Genomic DNA, 21468 nt, shown 5'->3' on the forward strand with positions numbered 1-21468 from the left:
CGCTCGCCTTCAACGCCCATTCAGAGTGTTGCTGGGGGTGGGGCGATCGATGATCTGCCGTCCGAACAGGCTCGCGATCAGTTCGACCGCGACCCGCGCGGTGCGTCCGCGTTCGTCGAGAAACGGATTGAGTTCGACGATATCGACGGAGCGGACCAGCCCGGAATCGTGCAACAGCTCCATGACGAGATGCGCCTCGCGATAGGTGGCGCCGCCGGGGACGGTGGTGCCGACGCCGGGTGCGACGGCGGGATCCAGCACGTCGAGATCGAAGCTGACGTGCAGCACGCCGTTGCGCGCTCTGACCCGATCGATGACGCGGCGGATCAGCACCGCCACGCCGAACTCGTCGATCTCGCGCATGTCGGCGATGGCGATCTGCCGGTCATGCACCAGCTTCTTCTCGAGCGGATCGATCGAATGGATGCCGAACAGGTCGAGATGAACTGGTGTGATCGAAGCGCGCGGCTCGTCGCCGAGCAGGCCGTCGAGGCCGCCCTCGCCGCACAGGAAGGCGGCGGACATGCCGTGCATGTTCGCGGTCATCGTCGTCAGCGGCGTGTTGTAGTCGGCGTGGGCGTCGAGCCAGAGCACGAACAGCTCGCGGCCTTGTTCATGCCAATAGCGCGCGACGCCGTTGACCGAACCCATCGACAGGCTGTGGTCGCCGCCGAGAAAGATCGGGACGGCACCGGACTTCGCCAGATCATAGGCACGGGGACTGAGCGCGCGGGTCCACGCCTGGATGTCGCGGTAGTGGTTGGCGTTTGCGGGAACAGGGCCGGTTGCCGGCGCAAGGTTATCGATGGAGACGTCGCCGTGATCGATCACGTCGATGCCGAGGCCCTCCAGCACCGGCTTGATGCCCGCGGTGCGCAACGCCGCCGGCCCCATCAGGGTGCCGCGTTGCGCTGCGCCCATGTCGATGGGAACGCCGAGCAGCGCAACCTGTCCGGCACGGCCGCCGGTCGTCTCCGTCATCGGACCAGCTTCCCGATCGCGGCCGTCAGCGGGCGCGCGTCCTTGCCGTAGTCCGACCACGCCTTGCTCTTGTTCAGAAGATCAGGCGCGGTGCGCAGCGTGAAGCGCCTGGGGTCGAGGCCGGCCTTCACCTGCGACCAGTTCAGCGGCATCGAGACGGTGGCGCCGGCGCGCGCGCGCGGCGACAGCGGCGCGACCGCGGTCGACTTGGTGTCGTTGCGAAGATAATCGAGAAAGATTTTGTTCTCGCGCTGCTTCTTCGACATGTTGACGAGATAGTTTCCCGGTGCGTCGGCGGCCATTTGTTCGCAGACGGCCTGCGCGAACATTTTTGCCTGCTTCCAGTTCAACCTGTCCTTTGGCCTGATTGCAAGTGGCGTGACCACGTGCAGGCCCTTGCCGCCGGTGGTCTTGCAGAATGTTGCAAGTCCGAGCGCTTCAAGGCGCTCCTTCATCTCTTTAGCGGCGGCGATAACGCGGGCGAACGCCACTTCCGGCCCGGGGTCGAGATCGAACACCAGTCGCCCCGGCACGGCATATTGATCGGGCGCGCAATTCCACGGATGCAGTTCGATACCGCCGATCTGCGCTATTGCGACGAGTGCTTCGACGCGGTCGATCTGCAAATAGGGCTTGCGGTCGCCGGACACCTTCGCTTGCGTGACAAGATCCGACAGGCCCGGCATGGCATGGCGTTGAAAGAATTGTTGACCGTCGATGCCGTCCGGAGCGCGCACGATCGAGCAGGGCCGCCCCTGAATGTGGGGCATCATCCAGTCGCCGACGGTCTCCATATATTCAGCAAGATCGCGCTTGGTCACCGGCCGATTGTCTCCGGCATCCGGCCACAGCGCCTTGTCCGGGTGCGAGATGACGACGTCCATGACCGTGGAGCGATCCCGCGCCGCGGTGGTGCGCGGCTGGCGCGACGTCGTGGTCTGCGTGCGCGCTGCGGCCGCCGCCCTTGCATCGAGCTTGGGCACCGCCGCACGGGCCGGCATCTCCGCCTTGACATCGCGGGCCGGCTTGTCCGCTCGCAGTCCCTTGAACGCCGCCTGGCGGACCATGCCGTCATTGGTCCAGCCGGCGAATTCGATCTCGGCGACCAGCTCAGGTCTCAACCAATGCACGTCGCGTCCGCCGGATGGGGCATTCTTGCCGGAGAACGGGCTTTTCGAGGCCGCGGCGGCCTTCAGCGCCGGCATGATGCGCTTCACGGTGTCGCGGCCATAGCCGGTGCCGACGATGCCGGTATAGACGAGACGATCGCCCTTGTAGACTCCGGCCATCAGGGAGCGGAATTTTCCGCCCGTTGTTTTCCAGCCGCCGATCACGACCTCATGGCCGGGGCGGCTCTTGACCTTGAGCCAGCTTCCGCCGCGGCCGGCGCGATAGGGCGCATCCACTTGCTTTGAGATAATGCCTTCGAGGCCGGACTTGCGAGCCGATGCGAGCATCTGTTCACCGTCTGCGTCGAAATGCTCGACGTAGCGGATCGGCGAGCGGCTCGATTGCGCCGAGCGCCCGAGCAATTTGCGAAGCCTCTCCTTGCGCGCGAGCAGCGGCAGCGGGCGCAGATCCTCGCCCTCGGCGAACGGCAGGTCGAACGCGAAGAACACGAGGTCATCCGTCTTGCCGTCGGACAGTGCGGCCTGCATTGCGGAAAAATCCGGATGGCCCTTGCTGTCGAGGGCGACGATCTCGCCGTCGATGATGGCGTCGGGCAACCTTGCGGCGGCTTTTGCGATCGCCGAAAACCTGTCGGTCCAGTCGAGCCCCTTGCGGGTTTTGAGTGTCACCTCGCCGTTCTCGATCCGCATCTGGATACGGTAGCCGTCGAACTTGATCTCATGCACCCAGCCTTCGGCCGTCGGCGGCCGCGCCGAGATTTCGCATAGCTGAAATCCGGTGAAGTCGGGCATATCGTCCTTGATGGCGCGGGCCTTGTTTGTTTCTGCCTTGCTCGTTTGTGGCTTGCTCGCTGGTATCTTGGCTTTACTTGGCGCTCGCTTGCGGGTCGAAGCAGGTTGGGCGCTTGTCTTTGTCGCGCGCGCCTCTGCTGCAATGCCTTTGTTGGAATTCCAGACCGCATCGGAACCGGCGATCCGCGCGGTCATCATGAAAGGCTCCGGCGCCTTGCCATGGCCTTGCGCGATCTGGTCCAGCGTGCGGCCCGACGCGACCGAGCGGTCCTGCTTCAGCACGTCTTCGCCGCTGCCCGGCTTGGCGTAGTCGTCGCGGTGCTTGATCAGCAGCCAGTTGGTGCGCTTGCCGCCGCTGCGGTCATGCCTCATGCGCACCAGCACCCACTCGCCCTTGAGCTTCTCGCCCATCAGCGCGAATTTGAGGTCGCCCTTGGCGAGACCTTTCGCCGGATCTTCGGCGTACCAGTAGCCGCGGTCCCAGATCTCCACGGTGCCGCCGCCGTACTGGCCCTTGGGGATGGTGCCCTCGAAGTCGCCGTAGTCGAGCGGATGATCCTCGACCTCCACTGCCAGCCGCTTCCCACCCGGATCGAGGGAGGGCCCGCGCGTCACCGCCCAGGACTTGAACACGCCGTCATATTCGAGGCGGAAATCGTAATGCAGCCGCGTGGCGGCGTGCTTCTGGATCACGAATCGCCGTTGGTTTGAAGCCGCGACGCGCGCTTTGCCGCTCGGCTCCGTGGTTTTCGAGAAGTCGCGCTTCTTGATATAGGTGCTGAGCTTTCGGGAGGGCACGGCGTCGGTTCCAGTTGGATCATCCGATGTGCAACGCCCGGAAACGCTCGCGGGTGCCGCGACGTTACGATTTTTTGCGTTTCGCGCCCGCGCTCTTGCGCAGCGCGTCCTTCAAGTCGATCGGCACCCCGTGTTTCTTCAGAAGATCCGCGAATGCCTCGTCGGCCAGATCCTGTATCGTCGCCATGCGATCCCGGCCAAGACGCGTCAGCGCCGCCATGGTCTCGTCGTCGAAGGCGATCAACTTGCGCATCGGCGCGATGAGCTAACCGGTCTTGCGCTTCGCCGCGGGCGTCTTGTTCGCGCCGCGCGTCCTGGCCGGACGCTTCGCAGGCTCGCGCTTGGACTCCTTTGCCGCCTTCTTGCCCTCGATCGGAAACAGCATCTCGCGCTGGCCCTCGATGCGCTTCTTGGGCTTCCTGCCTTTTGCTGGCGCCGGCTTGTCGCTTGCGGCCGGCGCGGATTTTCCGCCCTTCAAGCTCTGCCGTAGCGCGTCCATCAGATTGATGACGTTGCCTTCGGTTTTGACCTTGGCCTTGGCGATCGGGTGGCCGGCCTTTTTCTGCTCGATCAGGTCCAGCAGCGCGGCCTCATAGTGGTCCTCAAAAGCGGTCGGCTCGAAGCGGCCCGATTTCTGCTCGACGATGTGCCGCGCGAGATCGAGCATGTCCTTGGTGATCTTCACGTCCTTGATGTCGTCGAAATAATCCGATGCGTCGCGCACCTCGTAAGCGTAGCGCAGCAGCAGGCCGACCAGCCCGTTGTCGCGCGCTTCCAGCGCGATGACGTGCTCGCGGTTGGTGAGCACCACCCGCGCCAGCGCGACCTTTGCCGTCGCCTTGATGGTGTCGCGGATCACGGCATAGGCATCGTGGCCGACCTTGCCGTCGGGCACGAGATAATACGGCCTGACGATATAGAGATCGTCGATCTCGGCGCGGGGCACGAACTGGTCGATCTCGATGGTGTGGGTGGACTCGAGCGCGATGTTGTCGAGTTCGTCTTTCGTCACTTCGAGATAGGTGTCGCTGTCGACCTTGTAGCCCTTGACGATGTCGTCGTTGTCGACCTCCTCGCCGGTCTCGGCATCGACCTTCTGATATTTGATGCGGTGGCCGGTCTTGCGATTGATCTGGTTGAAGCTGACCTTCTCGGACTCCGACGTCGCCGGAAACAGGGCGACCGGACAGGTCACGAGCGAAAGGCGCAGAAAGCCTTTCCAGTTCGCACGCGGGGCCATCGGACAAACTCCATACGCGACGGGCCGGGGGACGGCAGAACTGATTCAATATCACGGAGCGGGAAACGTTCCGAGTCGGGAACGTGGTAAACGCCGGGCGGCATCGCCGCAGCCCGTGCGTTCCGGTTGTGTTCTTGATAAAGTCCGAAGCGGTTACCGGTTGAGGAATTCGCTCGCCTTGTACAGCGCGCGGAACGGCACGCCGGCCTGCGCGAAGGTTTCCGCCGCGCCCTCCTCGCGGTCCACCATGGTGAACACCAGCACGATCTCGCCGCCGGCTTCGCGCACGGACTCCACCGCCTTGATGGCGGAGCCGCCGGTGGTGGTGACGTCCTCGACGATGACGACGCGCTTGCCCTTGAGGCTCTCGTCCTTGGCCAGGCCTTCCATCGCCAGCCGCGCGCCGTGCTCCTTCGGCTTCTTGCGCACGAAAAACGCGGCGATCGGCCGATGCTTCAGCCATGACAACTGTGCGATGGCGCCGGCGAGGGGCACTGCGCCCATCTCCAGCCCGCCGATATAATCGAGTCCGTCGTCCTTGAGCGCCTCGAAGCTCAGTTCCGCGAGCAGCGCCGCGCCCTCGGGGTCGAGCATGGTCGGCTTCAGGTTAAAGTAGAAATCGCTCTTGCGGCCTGAAGCCAGCGTGATTTCGCCGCGCCCGAACGAGCGGGTGCGGATGATCTCGGCGAGGCGGGCGCGGGCGGATTGGGACACGGACAGGCTCGAAAGGGTGATGGGAAGAGGCAATCTAGAGCATGATCCCGAAAAGTGGAAACCGGTTTTCGGACAAGATCATGCTCGGTCAGAAAGATAAGGCCAGGGTGAACCACTTTTCCGCGCGCCCATCAACAGTTCAGTGCGGCACCATCAGCGGGCGGTGCTGAAGGCGAACCAGACGGCGATGGCGGCAAGCGCAACCGCCAGCACGCGGCGGATGCCCCGTCGCTTCTCCGGCGTTTGGATCGTGCTTTGCAGGCGCGAGGCCAGCAGCACGATGACGAGGTGGACCAGCGTGGCGATGCCGACATAGAGCGCCGACAGCGCAAGCGTCTGCATCGCGACCGATCCCCTGCCGGGCTGGACGAAATCCGGAAGCACCGCGACGTAGAACACTGCCGCTTTCGGATTGAGCAGGTTGGTGATCAGGCCGCGGCGAAATGCCTGTCCGGGCCGGATGTCGGGATCGCCGGCTTTTTCGGGGGCGGTCTCCGCCTCTTTTCCCCACGCCTCCCAGGCGAGCCACAGCAGATAGGCGACGCCGCCCCACCGCAGCACCTCATAGAGCAGCGGCGAATTGTCGATCGCCGCGCTGAGGCCGAGCGCCGCCACGGCCCCATAAACGGAGAGTCCGAGCGCGACGCCGACGACGGCGGCGAGCCCGGCGCGGATGCCTTGCGACAGCGACAGCGCCGTAAGATAGGCCATGTTTGGCCCCGGCGTCATCTCGATGACGAGCGAGGTCAGCGCGAAGGCGGCGAGCGAGCCCGAAAAAATGTCGCTCATCGGTCAGGCCGCAGGCATGCTTTAATGCGCCTCGTCCCAGTTGTCGGCCGCGCGGGCGTCGACCCGCAGCGGCACCGACAGCAGCACCGCCGGGAATGGCGCGTCCTGCATCACATGCTGCACCACCGGCAGCGTCGCGGCCACCTCGTCGTCGGGCACCTCGAAAATCAGTTCGTCGTGCACCTGAAGCAGCATCTTCGCCGACAGCTTCTTCTCGGCCAGCGCATTGTCCATCCGCGCCATGGCGCGGCGGATGATGTCGGCGGCGGTACCCTGCAATCGCGCATTGATCGCGGCGCGCTCGTTGAAGGCGCGGTGCGAGGGGTTCGGCGACCTGATGTCGGGATAGTGGCATTTGCGGCCGAACAGGGTGGTGACGTAGCCGTGCGCGCGGCAGAAGTCGCGGGTCGCATCCATGTAGGCGCGGATGCCGGGAAAGCGCTCGAAATACTTCTTGATGTAGGCGGCCGCTTCCTCGCGCGGGATGCCGAGCTGGTTGGCGAGGCCGAACGCCGAGATGCCGTAGATGATGCCGAAGTTGATCGCCTTGGCGCGGCGGCGGATTTCGCCGGGCATGCCCTGCACCGGCACGCCGAACATTTCCGACGCCGTCATGGCGTGAATGTCGAGCCCGTCGCGGAACGCCTGTTTCAGGACCGGAATGTCGGCGATCTCGGCGAGCAGCCGCAACTCGATCTGGGAGTAGTCGGCCGACACCAGCTTGTGGCCCGGCGTCGCGATGAAGGCGCGGCGGATTTTGCGGCCCTCTTCATTGCGCACCGGGATGTTCTGCAGGTTCGGCTCGTTCGAGGACAGGCGGCCTGTGGTGGTGGCGGCGAGCGCGTACGTCGTGTGGACGCGGTGGGTCTGCGGATCGACGTGTTCCGGCAGCGCGTCGGTATAGGTCGATTTCAGTTTCGAGACCTGCCGCCAGTCGAGGATCTTGCGCGGGAAGTCGTGGCCCTGCTCGGCGAGTTCGTCGAGGATCTGCGCCGAGGTCGACCATGCGCCGGTCTTGGTCTTGCTGCCGCCCGGCAAGCCCATCTTGCCGAACATGATCTCGCCGATCTGCTTCGGGCTGCCGACATTGATCGGCTCGCCCGCGAGTTCCTGGATCTCGGCTTCCAGCCGCGCGGCGGTCTGGGCGAATTCGCCCGAGAGCCGCGACAACACCTGGCGGTCGACGGTGATGCCGCGCTGTTCCATGCGCGCCAGCGTCGCGATCATCGGCCGCTCCAGCGTCTCGTAGACGGCGTTCATGCGCTCGGCGACCAGCCGCGGCTTCAAGACCTGCCACAGCCGCAAGGCGAGGTCGGCATATTCCGCTGCATAGGTGGTGGCGCGATCGATCGGCACCTGATCGTAGGCAAGTTTGCTCCTGCCGCTGCCGATCAACTCGCCGTAAATTTGACTGACGTGGCCGAGCCAGCGCTTTGCCAGCGATTGAAGATCATGGGAGCCGCGCCCGGCATCGAGCGCATAGGAGATCAACTCGACGTCGTCATTGTTCTGCATGACGACGTCGTGCCGGGCCAGCAGTACGGCAGTGAATTTGACGTTGAAGCCGACCTTCAGATGGCCGCCGGATTCGAGAACCGGCTTCAGCAGCTTCAACGCATCGGGGGTCGCGATCTGGTCCGGCGCAAGCCCGGCGGCGAACAGCCCGGCCCCGTCTCCGGATTGCCTGTGGCCAAGCGGGATGTAGCAGGCATCGTTCGGCGCGACCGCCAGCGCGATACCGCACAATTCGGCCTGCATGGGATCGATCGTCGGCGCCAGCGCCTCGACCGCGAAGCTGCCGTCGTTGTCGATGCGGGCAATCCAGCTCTTCAGCCGGTCCAGCGAGCGGACGATCTCATACTTGTCCGGCTGAACCGGCAACTTGCGCACGGCTTCAAGGCGCGCCGCAGCGAGGGCTTGCGGCGTCAGGAGTTGACCATCTGCTTGGGCCTGGCTTCTCCCGGCATGTTGTGCGTTTCCTCCCCCCTTGTGGGGGAGGGGTAGGGAGGGGGGTGAGCCGAAGAGGTCGCCTGGTATGGCCCCCCCACCTTGACCCTCCCCCGCAAGGGAGGAGGGAGCAGAAAGAGCAGCGCCGCTCGCGTTTTTTCTGTCCGGCTCGATTTCGGCGGCATTCACTTGCGAATACTCCGCGACGCGCTTCGTCAGCGTGGTGAACTCCATCGCCTTGAGGAAGGCGATCAGCTTGCGCGCATCCGGCTCCTGCACGGCCAGGTCTTCCAGCGGCACGTCCAGTGCAACGTGATCGTCGAGCAGCACGAGCTGCCGCGAAATGCGCGCCTTCTCCGCATTCTCGATCAGCGCCTCGCGCCGCTTGGGCTGCTTGATCTCGCCGGCGCGCGCCAGCAGCGTTTCGAGGTCGCCGTATTCGGTGATCAGTTGCGCCGCGGTCTTGACGCCGATGCCGGGCACGCCCGGAACGTTATCGATGCTGTCGCCTGCCAGCGCCTGCACCTCGACGACCTTTTCCGGCGGCACGCCGAATTTCTCGATCACCTCGGGAACGCCAAGGCGGCGATCCTTCATGGTGTCGTACATGGTGACGCAGTCGGTGACGAGCTGCATCAGGTCTTTATCCGAGGACACGATGGTCGCGGTCGCGCCGCGCTCGCAGGCCTGTCGCACATAGGTCGCGATCAGGTCGTCGGCCTCGAAGCCGATCTGTTCGAGGCAGGGAAGATCGAACGCCTTCACCGCCTCGCGGATCAGCGCGAATTGCGGAATCAGGTCGTCGGGCGCGGGCGGACGGTGCGCCTTGTAGTCCGAGTAGAGTTTGTTGCGGAACGTGACCTCGGACTTGTCGAAGACGATCGCGAGGTGGGTCGGCTTGTCGTCCTTCGGCATGTCGCGCAACAGCTTCCACAGCATGTTGCAGAAGCCGAGCACCGCATTGACCTGCAGCCCGTCGGATTTGCGGTTCAGCGGCGGCAGCGCGTGATAGGCGCGGAAGATGTAGGACGAGCCGTCGACCAGGAAGACGTGCCGGCCCTGCATGCCGCCACCTGCTGCTGGAGCGGTGCGGGTTGTGGTCTTGGCTGCGTCGGGTGTCGCGGCGGCGGGCTCAGTGGCTGGCTTCTTCGGCATGGCCGCAACTTAGGGATTTTTGCGGCGAAAGACAGCCTCCGAGCAGGATTCCGATTGGTTTTGTCGGGCATATCACCAGACGCGAGTCATCGCCCGGCTCGACCGGGCGATCCAGTATCCTTGTGCCGGGTTACTGGTTCCCCGCTTTCGCGGGGATGACGTCTTTATGGTGCAGTGACCGTTTGCTTTACTCTGCCGCCTGCAGCGCGGCCGGGCGCTTTCTCGGCGCGATCCAGAAGGCGTCAGGACGCTCGAACAGGAAGTTCGCCCGCGTGTTGCGGCAGGCCCACCAGATCAGCAAGGCGCCGATCACGCCGGTGACGGTGACGATCAGCGACACCAGGCCGATATCGTGAATGAGGCCCGTCTTCAGCAGGATCGTGCGGGAGGCGGCCATCGGCAGGAAGAAGGCGAGATAGATGACGATGGAATGCTCGCCGCAATAGCGCACGGCGTCCAGCCAGTGCATCTTGGCCAGCAGCGTACCGATGGTGATGATGGCGCATGCGCCGGCAAGACCAAGCGCGAGCGAGATAATGGGCCATTCGCTGGCGCCGATATAGACGAGGCCGGCGTCGGTAACCGCCCACAGCGCCAGTCCGGCGAGCGCAAGCGCCGGATAGGCGCGGGCACGGTTCGACAGCGCAAACACATGGCTTGCGAACAGGTAGCCGGAATAGATGTAGACGAAGCGCGCGGCGAATTCGTCGATCGCGGTCCAGCCTGTGGAGATATGCGCCATCTCCAGCGCCGCGGCGGCACCCCAGATCGCCCATGGCGATATCCGGCGCGCGGCCTTGATGACCACGAAAAACACCGGCAGCAGATAGATGAACCACAGCGTGCCGAACGGATCGATGAACGACATCAGATAGAGATGGACGACGCCCGGCCATCCAACCTCGGCGGCAAAGTGGGGGGCCTTGAAACCGAACTGGATCGCGGTCCACAACAGATAGAAATAGGCGAAATGCACCACCTTGCGGTCGAGATAGATGCGCCAGTCGCGATCGATGACGAGCGGCAGGAACAGGCCGGAAATCATGAAGAAGTCCGGCATCCGGAACGGTTTGGCGAAGGCGACCACGAGGTGCATGAACCCGGTCTGTCCGGCTGCGGCCTCGACCCCCAGCACCGAGTGCATCATCACGACCATGATGATACAGATGCCCTTGGCATAGTCGACCCAGTCGACCCGCTCGGTTTTCAATGCGGCTGTGCCGTTTCCGGTCATGGGTGTCCCTTTTCGGCGCGATCGGACGCGTTTACAGGAGGATCGGTTGCGTTCTCCTTTCACCAATCAAATAATGTGCCGGGTTTCGGGGATCGTGATCGGGACGCGCCATTAACCATTGAATGGATCGCCGGTGTGCGCGAACCGGTTGTCATGCCTCGCGAGGGCGGGATATCCAGGACCCCTGCCTTTGGAATCATTGAAACCCGCTTTTACTGAATCACCCGCTTTCGCGGGTGATGACGGAACCGAAACGGTGATCCGAGAATTCGCCACGCCGCTCCCGATCGACGCTGTGCTCGACGAACTCGGACGAGCGCTCGCCGCGCGCAATACGGCCGTGCTGGTGGCGCCGCCCGGCGCGGGCAAGACGACGCGGGTGCCGCTGGCGCTGCTCGATGCGCCCTGGGCCGCGGGCAGGAAGATCATCGTGCTGGAGCCGCGCCGGATCGCGGCGCGCGCCAGCGCGGAGCGAATGGCGCAAACGCGGGGCGAGCGCGCAGGCGAAACGGTCGGCTATCGCGTGCGCTTCGGCTCGAAAGTGTCGCGCGCAACCCGCATCGAAGTCGTCACCGAGGGAATCTTCTCGCGGCAGATTCTCGACGACCCGGAACTGACCGGCATCGCAGCGGTGCTGTTCGACGAGTTTCACGAACGCTCGCTCGACGCCGACATGGGACTTGCGCTGGCGCGCGACGTACAGGCCGGACTGCGCGAGGATTTGCGCATCCTGGTGATGTCCGCGACCATCGACGGCGCGCGTGTCGCAAAGCTGCTCGGCGATGCGCCGGTCATCGAAAGCGAGGGCCGCGCTTTTCCGATCGAGACGCGCTATCTCGGCCGCAGGCCCGACGCGCCGCTCGAACGGCAGGTGGCCGACGCGATCGCCATGGCGCTGCGCGCCGATGCCGGCTCGGTGCTGGCATTTCTGCCGGGAGCGGCCGAAATCCGCCGCACGCAAAATATGCTCGCTGAACGGGTTCACGACGCATCCGTCGAGATCGTTCCGCTGTTCGGCGCGCTCGACGCCGCGGTGCAGGACCGCGCCATCGCGCCGGCGCCGCGAGGCCATCGCAAGGTGGTGCTGGCGACGTCGATCGCGGAGACGTCGCTGACGATCGAGGGGGTCCGTATCGTGGTGGATTCCGGCCTGGCGCGGGTGCCGCGCTACTGAGCCCGACATCGGCCTGACGCGGCTCGAAACCGTGCGCGCCTCGCTCGCCGCGGTGGATCAGCGCCGCGGCCGCGCCGGCCGCACCGAGCCCGGCCTGTGTTATCGGCTCTGGGACGAGCCGCAGACCGCCTCGCTCGCCGCTTACACGCAGCCCGAGATTCTCAGCGCCGATCTGTCGACGCTGGTGCTCGATCTCGCGCAGTGGGGCGTGGGCGATCCGGCGACGCTGACGTTTCTTGACCCCCCACCGGTCCCCGCCTTGAACGAGGCGCGCACCCTGTTGCGCGAACTCGGCGCGCTTGATGGCGACGGCCGCATCACCGACGAGGGCAAAAGCCTGCGCGCGCTGGCGCTGCCGCCGCGGCTCGCGCGCATGATCGTCGATTCGCATCGGCTCGGCGCGGGCCGCGAGGCCGCCGACATCGCGGCTGTTCTGACCGAGCGCGGCCTCGGCGGCGACAGCATCGATCTCGACGCGCGGCTCGATAATTTCCGTCGCGACCGCTCCCCTCGCGCCTCGGGCGCAAGGCAGCTCGCCGAGCGATGGGCGTCGCAGATGGCGGCTGCGGAAAACGGCACGAAGGCCACGGCGCATTTACCGACGCGCGGCGTGCAGACGCCTCTTTCTCCCTCCCCCGCGAGCGGGGGAGGGTTGGGGAGGGGGCAAGCAACATATCCGGATCTACCCTCCTCCCGAACCGCTGCGCGGTCCGACCTCTCCCGCAAGGGGGAAGGTGACACGGAAATTTCGACCGGCATGATGCTCGCGCTCGCATTCCCCGATCGCGTGGCGCGCAATCGCGGCAACGGCTCGTTCGTGCTCGCCAATGGCCGCGGCGCGTCGGTCGATCCGGCCTCCCGCCTGGCGCGAGACCCCTTCATCACGGTTGCCGAACTGACCGGAACCGCCGCCAACGGCCGCATCCTGCTGGCCGCGCCGATCGCGCAGGCCGACATCGAGGCTCGTTTCGCCGACCAGATCGAGGCCGATGATGAGGTCACGTTCGACCGCGCGGCGATGGCGTTGCGGGCGCGCCGCCGGAAACGGCTGCATGCGATCACGCTCTCCGAGGCGCCGCTGGCGGTCGTTCCTTCGCCGGAGACCGCGCGCATCCTCGCGGAAGGACTGATGGGTGCGGGACCGGACCGCCTGCCGTGGTCGAAATCGCTCAAGCAATGGCGCGACCGGGTGATGTTCCTGCGCAGGGCGGAAGGCCGGAAGGGACTCGATGAGTGGCCCGATCTCTCCGATGCCGGACTTGCCGCCGAAGCCGAAAGCTGGCTGGTGCCCGCGCTGTCCGACAAGACATCGCTGAAGGATTTCTCCGCGAGCGATCTCTCGGACGCGCTGATGGCGCTGTTGCCGTGGAGTTTGCGCGCACGGCTGGAGCGGGAGGCGCCGACGCATTTCGAGGCTCCGACCGGCACGATGCTGGCGATCGACTATGGAGCGGAGCAGGGGCCGACCATCGCCGTCCGGTTGCAGGAATTGTTCGGCCTGACGGCGCACCCGACGATCGCGCAAGGCAAGGTGCCGCTGGTTCTGGAATTGCTGTCGCCGGCGCATCGTCCGGTGCAGGTGACGCGCGACCTGCCCGGATTTTGGCGCGGCAGCTATGCTGGGGTACGCTCCGATCTGCGCGGGCGCTATCCCCGGCATCCCTGGCCGGAAGATCCGGCGAACGCGCCGCCGACACGCCGGGTCAAGCCGCGCGGGACCTGAAGGCTCGCGTATCCGGGAACCCGTGCTGTCGACGCAGCGTTGGCCACGACATCTCGCCCCGAGGCTCCCATCCGAGGCTCCCATGGACATGCCCCTGCAACCGACCTGGCCTGATATCGCGATCCGTCTCGCCTTGACCATGGTCGCCGGCGGCATCGTTGGCCTGGACCGGAGCACGCGCGGACACGCGGCCGGATTTCGCACCACCATTCTGGTGGGACTCGCCGCCTCGGTCGCCATGATCCAGGCCAACATCCTGCTGGCGGCGAGCGGCAGGACGGCGGCGTCCTTTGCCGAGATGGATGTCATGCGTTTGCCGCTCGGCATCCTGACCGGCGTCGGCTTCATCGGCGCCGGGACCATCTTCAAGAAAGGCGATCTCATCACCGGCGTCACCACCGCGGCGACGTTGTGGCTGATCACGGTGATCGGTCTCTGCCTGGGCGGCGGTCAACTGGTGCTTGGCGCCGCCGCGACGGTGCTGGCGGTCATGACTCTCTGGGCGCTGAAATGGGTCGACTATGTCATCCCTCGCGAGCACCGCGTCCGGGTGGTGGTCGCAGCCGATGCAGACATGCGAGCGATCGTCGAACTGCCGCGCCTGATCGGAGGCTTCGGCTATCACGCCCGCTTCGCCGATGTGAAACGGCAGGATGACGGGTCGATCGATTGTTCATTCGATGTCTCGTGGCGGCGCGCCGAGCGATCGGTACGGCCGACCGATCTGCTGGCGCTGATCCGCAAGAGCTATGAGATCAAGGCGTTCGCCTTGAGCACGGAAGACGGCCGCTAGGGCATGATTTCCGGAAAGTGAAAGTGGTTTTCGGGTAAGATCATGCTGGCGCAGGATGACGGAAGCGTGCAGCGGGTTGTCGATGCGCGCCATGGATTTCGCATTAACGCTTCGCTCATCCTTTTCCCAAATAAAGAGCCTCACGGCCGTTACGGGTTACGGCCGGCCGATGACCGCGCGTAAGATCGCGACGGCCGTTTCGTTTGTCAGTGAGTGTGCGCCATGCGTAATCTGATGATCTTTGCCGCGCTTCTTGTCGGAGCCGGCACCTACATGGCGCAACTGGCCGACAAGATGACCGCAACCGCGGCGGCGCGGGCGACGACACCCGTGCAGCAGGCGACGTTCGAGGATAACGCCGGTCGCCGCAGCGTCAGCATCGCGCGCGATGGCCGTGGTCACTTCCAGACCGAAGCCCGGATCGACGGCCAGCGCGTCGGCTTCATGGTCGATACCGGGGCGTCGGTGATCGCGCTCAATGAAAGTTCAGCCGCGCGGATCGGCGTGCGGCCCTCGCAGAACGATTACGACGCGACGGTGACAACGGCCAACGGCAAGGTCAAGGCGGCGCGCACCCGGCTCGCCATGGTCGACGTCGGCGGGCTGATCGTGCGCGACGTTGACGCCATGGTGCTGCCCGACGAGGCGCTGTCGGAGAACCTGCTCGGCCTGTCGTTTCTGTCGAAACTCAGGCGCTTCGAATACGCCAACGGCCGCATGGTGCTGGAACAATAGGCTGAGGCCGCCGTTGTCGAGGTCGCAGGCCACGCGCGCTGCCGTGGCGCTGCGAATTATGCCGCAATTGCCTCTCACAAACCCGCTCCCGCATTTCCGGCAGCCACGGCATTTCAAGGCTGCGCTTTTTATGTTCCTGCCCTTATCCTGACGAGGCCATCTGCATGTTTCCGAAGCCGAAACCCGTTCTGGCGCCGAATACCTATGCCTACGAATCCGAGCCGATGGTGAAGGCGACCGGCTTTCGCGAATACGACGCGCGCTGGCTGTTCGGCAAGGAAATCAACCTGATGGGCATTCAGGCGCTGGGCATGGGGCTCGGCACGCTGATTGGCGAGCTCGGCCAGAACAAGGACATCGTCACCGGGCACGATTTCCGCAGCTATTCGTCGTCCATCAAATACGCGTTGATCTCGGGCCTTCTGGCGTCCGGCTGCAAGGTCCACGACATCGGACTGTGCATGACGCCGATGGCGTATTTCGCGCAGTTCGAACTCGACGTCCCCTGCGTCGCCATGGTGACGGCCTCGCACAACGACAACGGCTGGACCGGCGTCAAGATGGGCGCCAACCGGCCGCTGACCTTCGGACCCGACGAGATGAACCGGCTGAAGGAGATCGTGCTCGGCGCCACCTTCGCCGACGGGACCGGCGGCTCCTATCAGTTTCACGAGAATTTTCCGGCGCGCTATATCGCCGACCTGACGAAGCGGCCGAAGCTGAAGCGCAAGCTGAAAGTCGTGGTGGCCTGCGGCAACGGCACCGCGGGCGCCTTCGCGCCGAAGGTGATGGAGGCGATCGGCTGCGAGGTGATCCCGCTGGACACCGAACTCGATCACACCTTCCCGAAGTACAATCCGAATCCCGAAGACATGAAGATGCTGCACGCGATCCGAGACGCGGTGCTGGAGCACAAGGCCGATGCCGGCCTCGGCTTCGACGGCGACGGGGATCGCTGCGGCGTGGTCGACAACACCGGCGAGGAAATCTTCGCCGACAAGGTCGGCGTGATGCTGGCGCGCGACATGTCGGCGATCCACAAGGATGCGCATTTCGTGGTCGACGTGAAGTCGACGGGTCTGTTCGTCACCGATCCGGTCTTGCAGAAGCAGGGCGCCAAGGTGACCTACTGGAAAACCGGCCATTCCTATATGAAGCGGCGCACCAACGAACTCGGCGCGCTCGCCGGTTTCGAGAAATCCGGCCACTTCTTCTTCAACGCGCCGATGGGCCGCGGTTACGATGACGGCCTGATCTCGGCGATTGCAATCTGCGAGATGCTCGACCGCGCTCCGGGAAAATCGTTGGCCGACCTGAAGGACGCCTTGCCCAAGACATGGTCGTCGCCGACCATGTCGCCGCATTGCGCCGACGAAGCCAAATACGGCATCGTCGACAGCGTGGTGAAACATTTCGAGACCGCCAGCGCCAACGGCGACAAGGTGGCGGGACAGCCGATCCGCGATCTCGTCACCGTCAACGGTGTCCGGGTCACAGCGGAGGATGGAAGCTGGGGTCTTGTGCGGGCGTCGTCGAACAAGCCCGAACTGGTGGTGGTGGTGGAAAGCCCGGTCTCCGAGCAGCGCATGCACGACATGTTCGAGGCGATGGACAGCGTGCTGCGCACCCATCCCGAAGTCGGCGAATACAATCAGAAGATTTGACGCGGATGTCATTGCCGGACTTGATCCGGCAATCCATCAGGCGATGGATACGCGGGTCAAGCCCGCGTATGACGATTGAAATCGCTACACCACACTCACCGCCGGCACCGGCAGCGCCGTCACCGATTTGATCTTCTCCATCGCGAAACGCGAGGTGACGTTCTTCAGCGCCACGGCGCTGATCAGCTTCTTGTAAAAAAGATCGTAGCTCGCCATGTCGGCGACCACGACGCGCAGCATGTAGTCGACGTCGCCCGCCATGCGGTAAAGCTCCATCACCTCGGGCATGGCGCTGACCGCATCGGCGAACGTCTTCAGCCAGGCATCGGAATGGTCGCCGCTCTCCACCGACACGAACACCGAAATGCCGAGTCCGATCTTGTTCTGATCGACCAGCGCCACCCGGCGCAGGATGATGCCGTCGGCTTCGAGCCTTTGAATCCGCTTCCAGCAGGGCGTCGAGGACAACCCGACCCGGTCGCCGATCTCGGCCACGGAGAGGGATGCATCCTCCTGAAGCACGGTCAGGATCTTGCGGTCGATGGCGTCGAGACGACGGCCGGACTCAGAGGTCTGGAGGGCGAGATCGCTCATGATTAGAACATTGTTCCAATATGGAAGTTATTCAACCTCATATATAGAAAAATATTCCAATGCAAGGGCGGTCGCTCTGCACTAAGCAGAGGTCGGGGCAGCTTCTCTCAAAAACGCTTCCACTTCAGAACGTTGCGGGCAGGCGAAGGCGCCGCCGAAGCGGGTGCATTTGATCGCGGCGGCGGCGGAGGCGAATCGGAGCGCCTCCTTTATCTTCTGGTTTTCGGTCATGGCGAGGGCGAACGCGCCATGAAACACGTCCCCGGCTCCCAGCGTGTCCACGGTCTGGACCGGAAAGGCCGGCGTTTCCCGAAGCGCGCCGTTGGAATCGAGCCACAACGTGCCCTGCGGTCCGCGCGTTCCGGCAAGAAAGGACGAGGTGAGCCCGGCGAGCGTCCGCAGCGCCGCCGCATCGTCGTCGGTGCCGGCTGTGGCCTGAAGCGCTTCGCTGGAGAAAATCAGATGCGACGATGCGGTCAGCAGGCCGCCGCGCATCGGCATGGCGCTGTCGATATCGACGACGACGGGAATGCCGCGCCGGCGCGCCTCCGTGCAGAGATCGGTGCAGAAGGGCGCGCAGCGACTCTCGACCAGGATGGCGTCGCAGCCGGTGAGCAGCCGCTCGGTGTCGGGCAGGCGCACTTTCCACAATTCGGGATCGCGGAAGGTAATGATGGTGCGCTCGCCGCCGGGATCGATCATGACGCTGGAGATCGGCGTCACCAGAGCCGGCATGTGGACGATGTCCTGCATCGCGATGCCGAGTTCCGCCGCCTTGTCGAAGATGTAGCGGCTGGAGGTCTCGCCGGCGTCGCCCATGGGGCCGCAGAACGACGCGTGGCCGCCGAGCCTGGAGATGGCGACCGCCGCGTTGAGCGCGTTGCCGCCGGCGATTTCCTCGAAGCGCTCGGCGCCGATCTTGAAGCCGCGTTCCGGCAGGCCCTGAATATGAAAGGTCAGATCGCGCACCGGTATCCCGACGCACAGGATGCGTGGCAGGCGCTTGGGCGCGGCGTCACGAAAGTTCATCGCTGGTTCCCTTGTCGTCTCCGCAACCGACATTCTAACGGTCTAACCGAATCCTGTCCTCCGCCTGATCGCCCCCATGAGCGCCTCAAGTTCCGCCGCATCGTAGTCGAGCGCGGGCGCCGCCCCCCAGACCGGGCGGGGCCATGCGGCGTCTCCTCTGCGGCGCGCGATGATATGGACGTGGAGCTGCGGCACCTGATTGCCGAGTGCGGCCACATTGAGCTTGTCGCAACCCGTGACGTCCTTGAGCGCTTCGCAGACCTCACCGATCTCCGTCATCAGGCTTGCGCGGTCGTCGCGATCGAGGTCGATGATCTCGACCGCTCCGGCCCGTCTTGGCACCAGAATGAGCCAGGGATAGTTGGCGTCCTTGTTGAGCAGGAGTCGGCTGAGCGGCAGGTCGCCGATGCCGACCGCGTCATTGTCGAGCTGCGGGTGAAGCGACCAGGCCTCGGACATCGTTTGCGGCCACTTTTTTGAGGAGTGCCGAGGCAAACTGGCCCGACGATTCACGAAGGTCAATGGCCCGGAACGGAATGCCGCGGCCGCTTGCTTTCCGGTCCTTTTGGCCCCAAATAGAGACCGGGAGATTGGCGGTGGACGAGCCACTCGCCAACCGGGTCAGGTCCGGAAGGAAGCAGCCCTAACGAGGTCCGGATCGGGTCGCTCGTCAGTCTCCTACCTGTTTTTGGCGAGCCATGTTTTTCGGGACTCTTGCCGGCGCCGATTCGGGCGCGGCCCGAAAGATCGCCCGTTGCTCCGCAAGCCGGCTTCGAGAGAGAAAATTGCGGATCGCTCAATGACCGACGCTGGCCATTCCTCAACGCCCTCCGATGACGCCGCCGGCCAGACCGGCCTCGACCTCGGCGCGCGGGCATCCGAGTCCGGCGCCGAGTACCGGGTGCTGGCGCGGAAATACCGTCCTGCGAGCTTTGACGATCTCATCGGACAGGAGGCGCTGGTGCGCACCGTGTCCAATGCCTTCGAGACCGGGCGGATTCCCCAAGCCTGGATTCTCACCGGCGTACGCGGCGTCGGAAAGACCACCACCGCGCGCATTCTCGCCCGCGCGCTGAACTACGAATTGCCTGATGGCTCGGTGAACGGACCAAGCATCCGGATGCCGACGCTCGGCGTGCATTGCCAGGCGATCATGGAAAGCCATCACATCGACGTGCTGGAAATGGACGCCGCCTCCCACACCGGCGTCGACGATGTCAGGCAGATCAACGACAGCGTGCGCTATGCGCCCTCAAGCGCGCGCTACAAGGTCTATATCATCGACGAAGTCCACATGCTGTCGACGGCGGCCTTCAACGCGTTCCTGAAGACGCTGGAGGAGCCGCCGGAGCACGCGAAATTCGTGTTCGCGACCACCGAGATCCGGAAAGTCCCGGTGACGGTGCTGTCGCGTTGCCAGCGTTTCGATCTCCGGCGCGTCGATGCCGACGTCCTGGTGTCGCATCTGGCCAATATCGCGGCGAAAGAGAACGTCGAGGTCGAGCCGGAAGCGCTCGGCATCCTGGCGCGGGCGGCCGAAGGCTCGGTGCGGGATTCGCTGTCGCTGTTCGACCAGGCCATCGCCCACGCCGCCGGCATGGTGCGGGCCGATGCCGTGCGGCAGATGCTGGGGCTCGCCGACCGCACGCGGGTGATCGATCTGTTCGAATCGCTGGCGCGCGGCGATATCGCGCGCGCGTTCGGCGAATTTCGCGACCAGTACGATACCGGCGCCGATCCGGTCGTGGTGCTCAGCGATCTGGCCGAGTTCGTCAATTTCGTCACCCGCATCAAGATCGTCCCCGCGCTCGCCGACAATGTCGCATTCGGCGAGACCGAGCGGATGCGCGCCCGCGATTTCGCCGCGAAACTGTCGATGCGCGTGCTGTCGCGGATGTGGCAGATGCTGCTGAAGGGCATCACCGAGGTGCAGGGCGCGACGCGGCCGGCGGCGGCGGCCGAGATGGTGCTGGTGCGCATCGCCTATGTCTCAGACCTTCCGACGCCGGACGAAGCGATCCGGATGCTGCATCAGAGCGGCGGCGAATCGCCGGTCGCTACCGGCAGCACTGCGCCGCAGAAAACCTCCGGTGCGTCGGTGTCTTCCGCGTCTGCCGCCCGCACCGTGTCGGCGCCGCGCGCCGCCGCCGAGCCTGTGTCCCGCCCGCCGGCGGTGGCGCCGATGGCCGATCCGGCACCCGCGCTGCGGCTCGAAAGTTTTACCGAACTCGTGGCGCTTGCCGGCGAAAAGCGTGACCTGATCATCAAGGCCGCGCTCGAGGCCGACATGCGCCTTGTCCGCATGGAGGATGGCCGGCTCGAGGTCGCGCTCGAACGCAGCGCGGCGCGCACCCTGGTGAACGACCTGGCGCGCAAGCTGGAGCAGTGGACAGGCCGGCGCTGGACCGTGATCGTGTCCAATGAGGCGGGCCAGCCGACGCTGCGCTCGCAGGCGCTGCTGCAAAAGAACGAGCGCGAGCGCGCCGCCGAGGCCGATCCGCGCGTGAAGGACGTGCTGGCGCGATTTCCCGGCGCCAGGGTTGTCGAGGTACGAAAGCTCGCTTTGTCGCCGCCGGATTCCGATGCCGCTCCTGACGAGCTGGCCGACGGCTTCGACGGTGGCGACGAATAGCAAAGAGGAACGTGTGATGGCTGACTTTCTTGGCATGATGAAACAGGCGGCTCAACTGCAATCCAAGATGAAGGAGATGCAGGACGAATTGAGCCACGTCGAGGTCGAAGGAACCTCCGGCGGCGGTCTCGTCAGTGTGCGGATGACCGCGAAGATGGAAGTCAAGGCGATCTCGATCGATCCGTCGCTGATCAAGCCGGACGAGCGCGAGATTCTCGAAGACCTCGTGGTGACCGCGCTTGGCGATGCGCGCCGCAAGGCGGAGGTCGCGATGCAGGAAAAGATGCAGGCATTGACCGGGGGACTCGGTCTGCCGCCCGGCCTGGGATTCGGCTGATTGGCCT

General features: G+C 64.9%; 16 protein-coding genes, 1 other RNA gene and 1 pseudogene. 7 read left to right on the top strand and 11 right to left on the bottom strand.

What is annotated here, in order from left to right:
- Window positions 1–9: 9 nt before the first annotated feature.
- The 8 genes from rocF to ACMDCM_RS15915 form a co-directional block, all read right to left on the bottom strand.
- A complete protein-coding gene (gene rocF / locus ACMDCM_RS15880; protein ID WP_412774449.1) occupies window positions 10–981 on the bottom strand; it encodes an arginase in 972 nt (323 codons plus the stop codon).
- Entirely contained in the window at window positions 978–3701 is a 2724-nt protein-coding gene (gene ligD / locus ACMDCM_RS15885) for a DNA ligase D (RefSeq protein ID WP_412774450.1), read from the bottom strand. The genes rocF and ligD overlap by 4 nt, the downstream gene beginning before the upstream one ends.
- Before the next feature lie 64 nt (window positions 3702–3765).
- On the bottom strand, window positions 3766–3954 hold the full coding sequence (locus tag ACMDCM_RS15890; RefSeq protein ID WP_319798081.1) for a hypothetical protein: 189 nt from the start codon (window positions 3952–3954) through the stop codon (window positions 3766–3768).
- Between the two features lie 12 nt (window positions 3955–3966).
- On the bottom strand, window positions 3967–4941 hold the full coding sequence (gene ku / locus ACMDCM_RS15895; RefSeq protein WP_412774451.1) for a non-homologous end joining protein Ku: 975 nt from the start codon (window positions 4939–4941) through the stop codon (window positions 3967–3969).
- A 153-nt stretch (window positions 4942–5094) separates the two neighbouring features.
- A complete protein-coding gene (gene pyrE / locus ACMDCM_RS15900; RefSeq protein WP_412774452.1) occupies window positions 5095–5655 on the bottom strand; it encodes an orotate phosphoribosyltransferase in 561 nt (186 codons plus the stop codon).
- A 153-nt stretch (window positions 5656–5808) separates the two neighbouring features.
- Window positions 5809–6444, bottom strand: a complete 636-nt coding sequence (locus ACMDCM_RS15905; RefSeq protein ID WP_412774453.1) for a LysE family translocator — start codon at window positions 6442–6444, stop codon at window positions 5809–5811.
- Window positions 6445–6465: 21 nt separating this feature from the next.
- A complete protein-coding gene (polA, locus tag ACMDCM_RS15910) occupies window positions 6466–9546 on the bottom strand; it encodes a DNA polymerase I (RefSeq protein ID WP_412774454.1) in 3081 nt (1026 codons plus the stop codon).
- A 187-nt stretch (window positions 9547–9733) separates the two neighbouring features.
- The gene (locus tag ACMDCM_RS15915) at window positions 9734–10780 is read right to left on the bottom strand and encodes an acyltransferase family protein (RefSeq protein ID WP_412774455.1); all 1047 of its coding nucleotides are present in this window, start codon (window positions 10778–10780) and stop codon (window positions 9734–9736) included.
- Between the two features lie 256 nt (window positions 10781–11036).
- On the opposite strand from ACMDCM_RS15915, the pseudogene hrpB reads away from it, so the two are divergent.
- From hrpB to ACMDCM_RS15935, 4 genes and pseudogenes are all read left to right on the top strand, one after another.
- A pseudogene (gene hrpB / locus ACMDCM_RS15920) lies at window positions 11037–13677 on the top strand (ATP-dependent helicase HrpB).
- Window positions 13678–13759: 82 nt separating this feature from the next.
- Window positions 13760–14470: an MgtC/SapB family protein gene (locus tag ACMDCM_RS15925; RefSeq protein ID WP_412774456.1), complete on the top strand. Its 711-nt coding sequence runs from the start codon at window positions 13760–13762 to the stop codon at window positions 14468–14470.
- 222 nt (window positions 14471–14692) lie between these two features.
- A complete protein-coding gene (locus tag ACMDCM_RS15930) occupies window positions 14693–15205 on the top strand; it encodes a TIGR02281 family clan AA aspartic protease (protein WP_412774457.1) in 513 nt (170 codons plus the stop codon).
- 164 nt (window positions 15206–15369) lie between these two features.
- Window positions 15370–16869, top strand: coding sequence for a phosphomannomutase/phosphoglucomutase (locus tag ACMDCM_RS15935; protein WP_412774458.1), 1500 nt, complete (start codon window positions 15370–15372; stop codon window positions 16867–16869).
- A gap of 84 nt (window positions 16870–16953) precedes the next feature.
- Here the strand turns inward: ACMDCM_RS15935 and ACMDCM_RS15940 are convergent, their stop codons facing one another.
- The 3 genes from ACMDCM_RS15940 to ACMDCM_RS15950 form a co-directional block, all read right to left on the bottom strand.
- Entirely contained in the window at window positions 16954–17463 is a 510-nt protein-coding gene (locus ACMDCM_RS15940) for an Lrp/AsnC family transcriptional regulator (RefSeq protein WP_412774459.1), read from the bottom strand.
- Window positions 17464–17544: 81 nt separating this feature from the next.
- Window positions 17545–18492 (bottom strand): sugar kinase, encoded by a 948-nt coding sequence (locus ACMDCM_RS15945; protein WP_412774460.1) that lies wholly within the window; start codon window positions 18490–18492, stop codon window positions 17545–17547.
- Between the two features lie 42 nt (window positions 18493–18534).
- On the bottom strand, window positions 18535–18951 hold the full coding sequence (locus tag ACMDCM_RS15950) for an HIT domain-containing protein (protein WP_412774461.1): 417 nt from the start codon (window positions 18949–18951) through the stop codon (window positions 18535–18537).
- A 126-nt stretch (window positions 18952–19077) separates the two neighbouring features.
- Here ACMDCM_RS15950 and ffs point away from each other — a divergent pair.
- The 3 genes from ffs to ACMDCM_RS15965 all read left to right on the top strand — a co-directional run bounded on the left by ffs (window position 19078) and on the right by ACMDCM_RS15965 (window position 21461).
- Window positions 19078–19174, top strand: an RNA gene (ffs, locus tag ACMDCM_RS15955) — signal recognition particle sRNA small type.
- 117 nt (window positions 19175–19291) lie between these two features.
- Window positions 19292–21124 carry a DNA polymerase III subunit gamma/tau gene (locus ACMDCM_RS15960; RefSeq protein ID WP_412774462.1) on the top strand — a complete coding sequence of 611 codons (1833 nt, stop codon included), beginning with the start codon at window positions 19292–19294 and terminating at the stop codon, window positions 21122–21124.
- A 16-nt stretch (window positions 21125–21140) separates the two neighbouring features.
- Window positions 21141–21461 (top strand): YbaB/EbfC family nucleoid-associated protein, encoded by a 321-nt coding sequence (locus ACMDCM_RS15965; RefSeq protein ID WP_412774463.1) that lies wholly within the window; start codon window positions 21141–21143, stop codon window positions 21459–21461.
- Window positions 21462–21468 lie beyond the last annotated feature (7 nt).

Origin of the sequence: Nitrobacter sp., from assembly GCF_047149785.1 — a bacterium.
GTDB lineage: Bacteria > Pseudomonadota > Alphaproteobacteria > Rhizobiales > Xanthobacteraceae > Nitrobacter.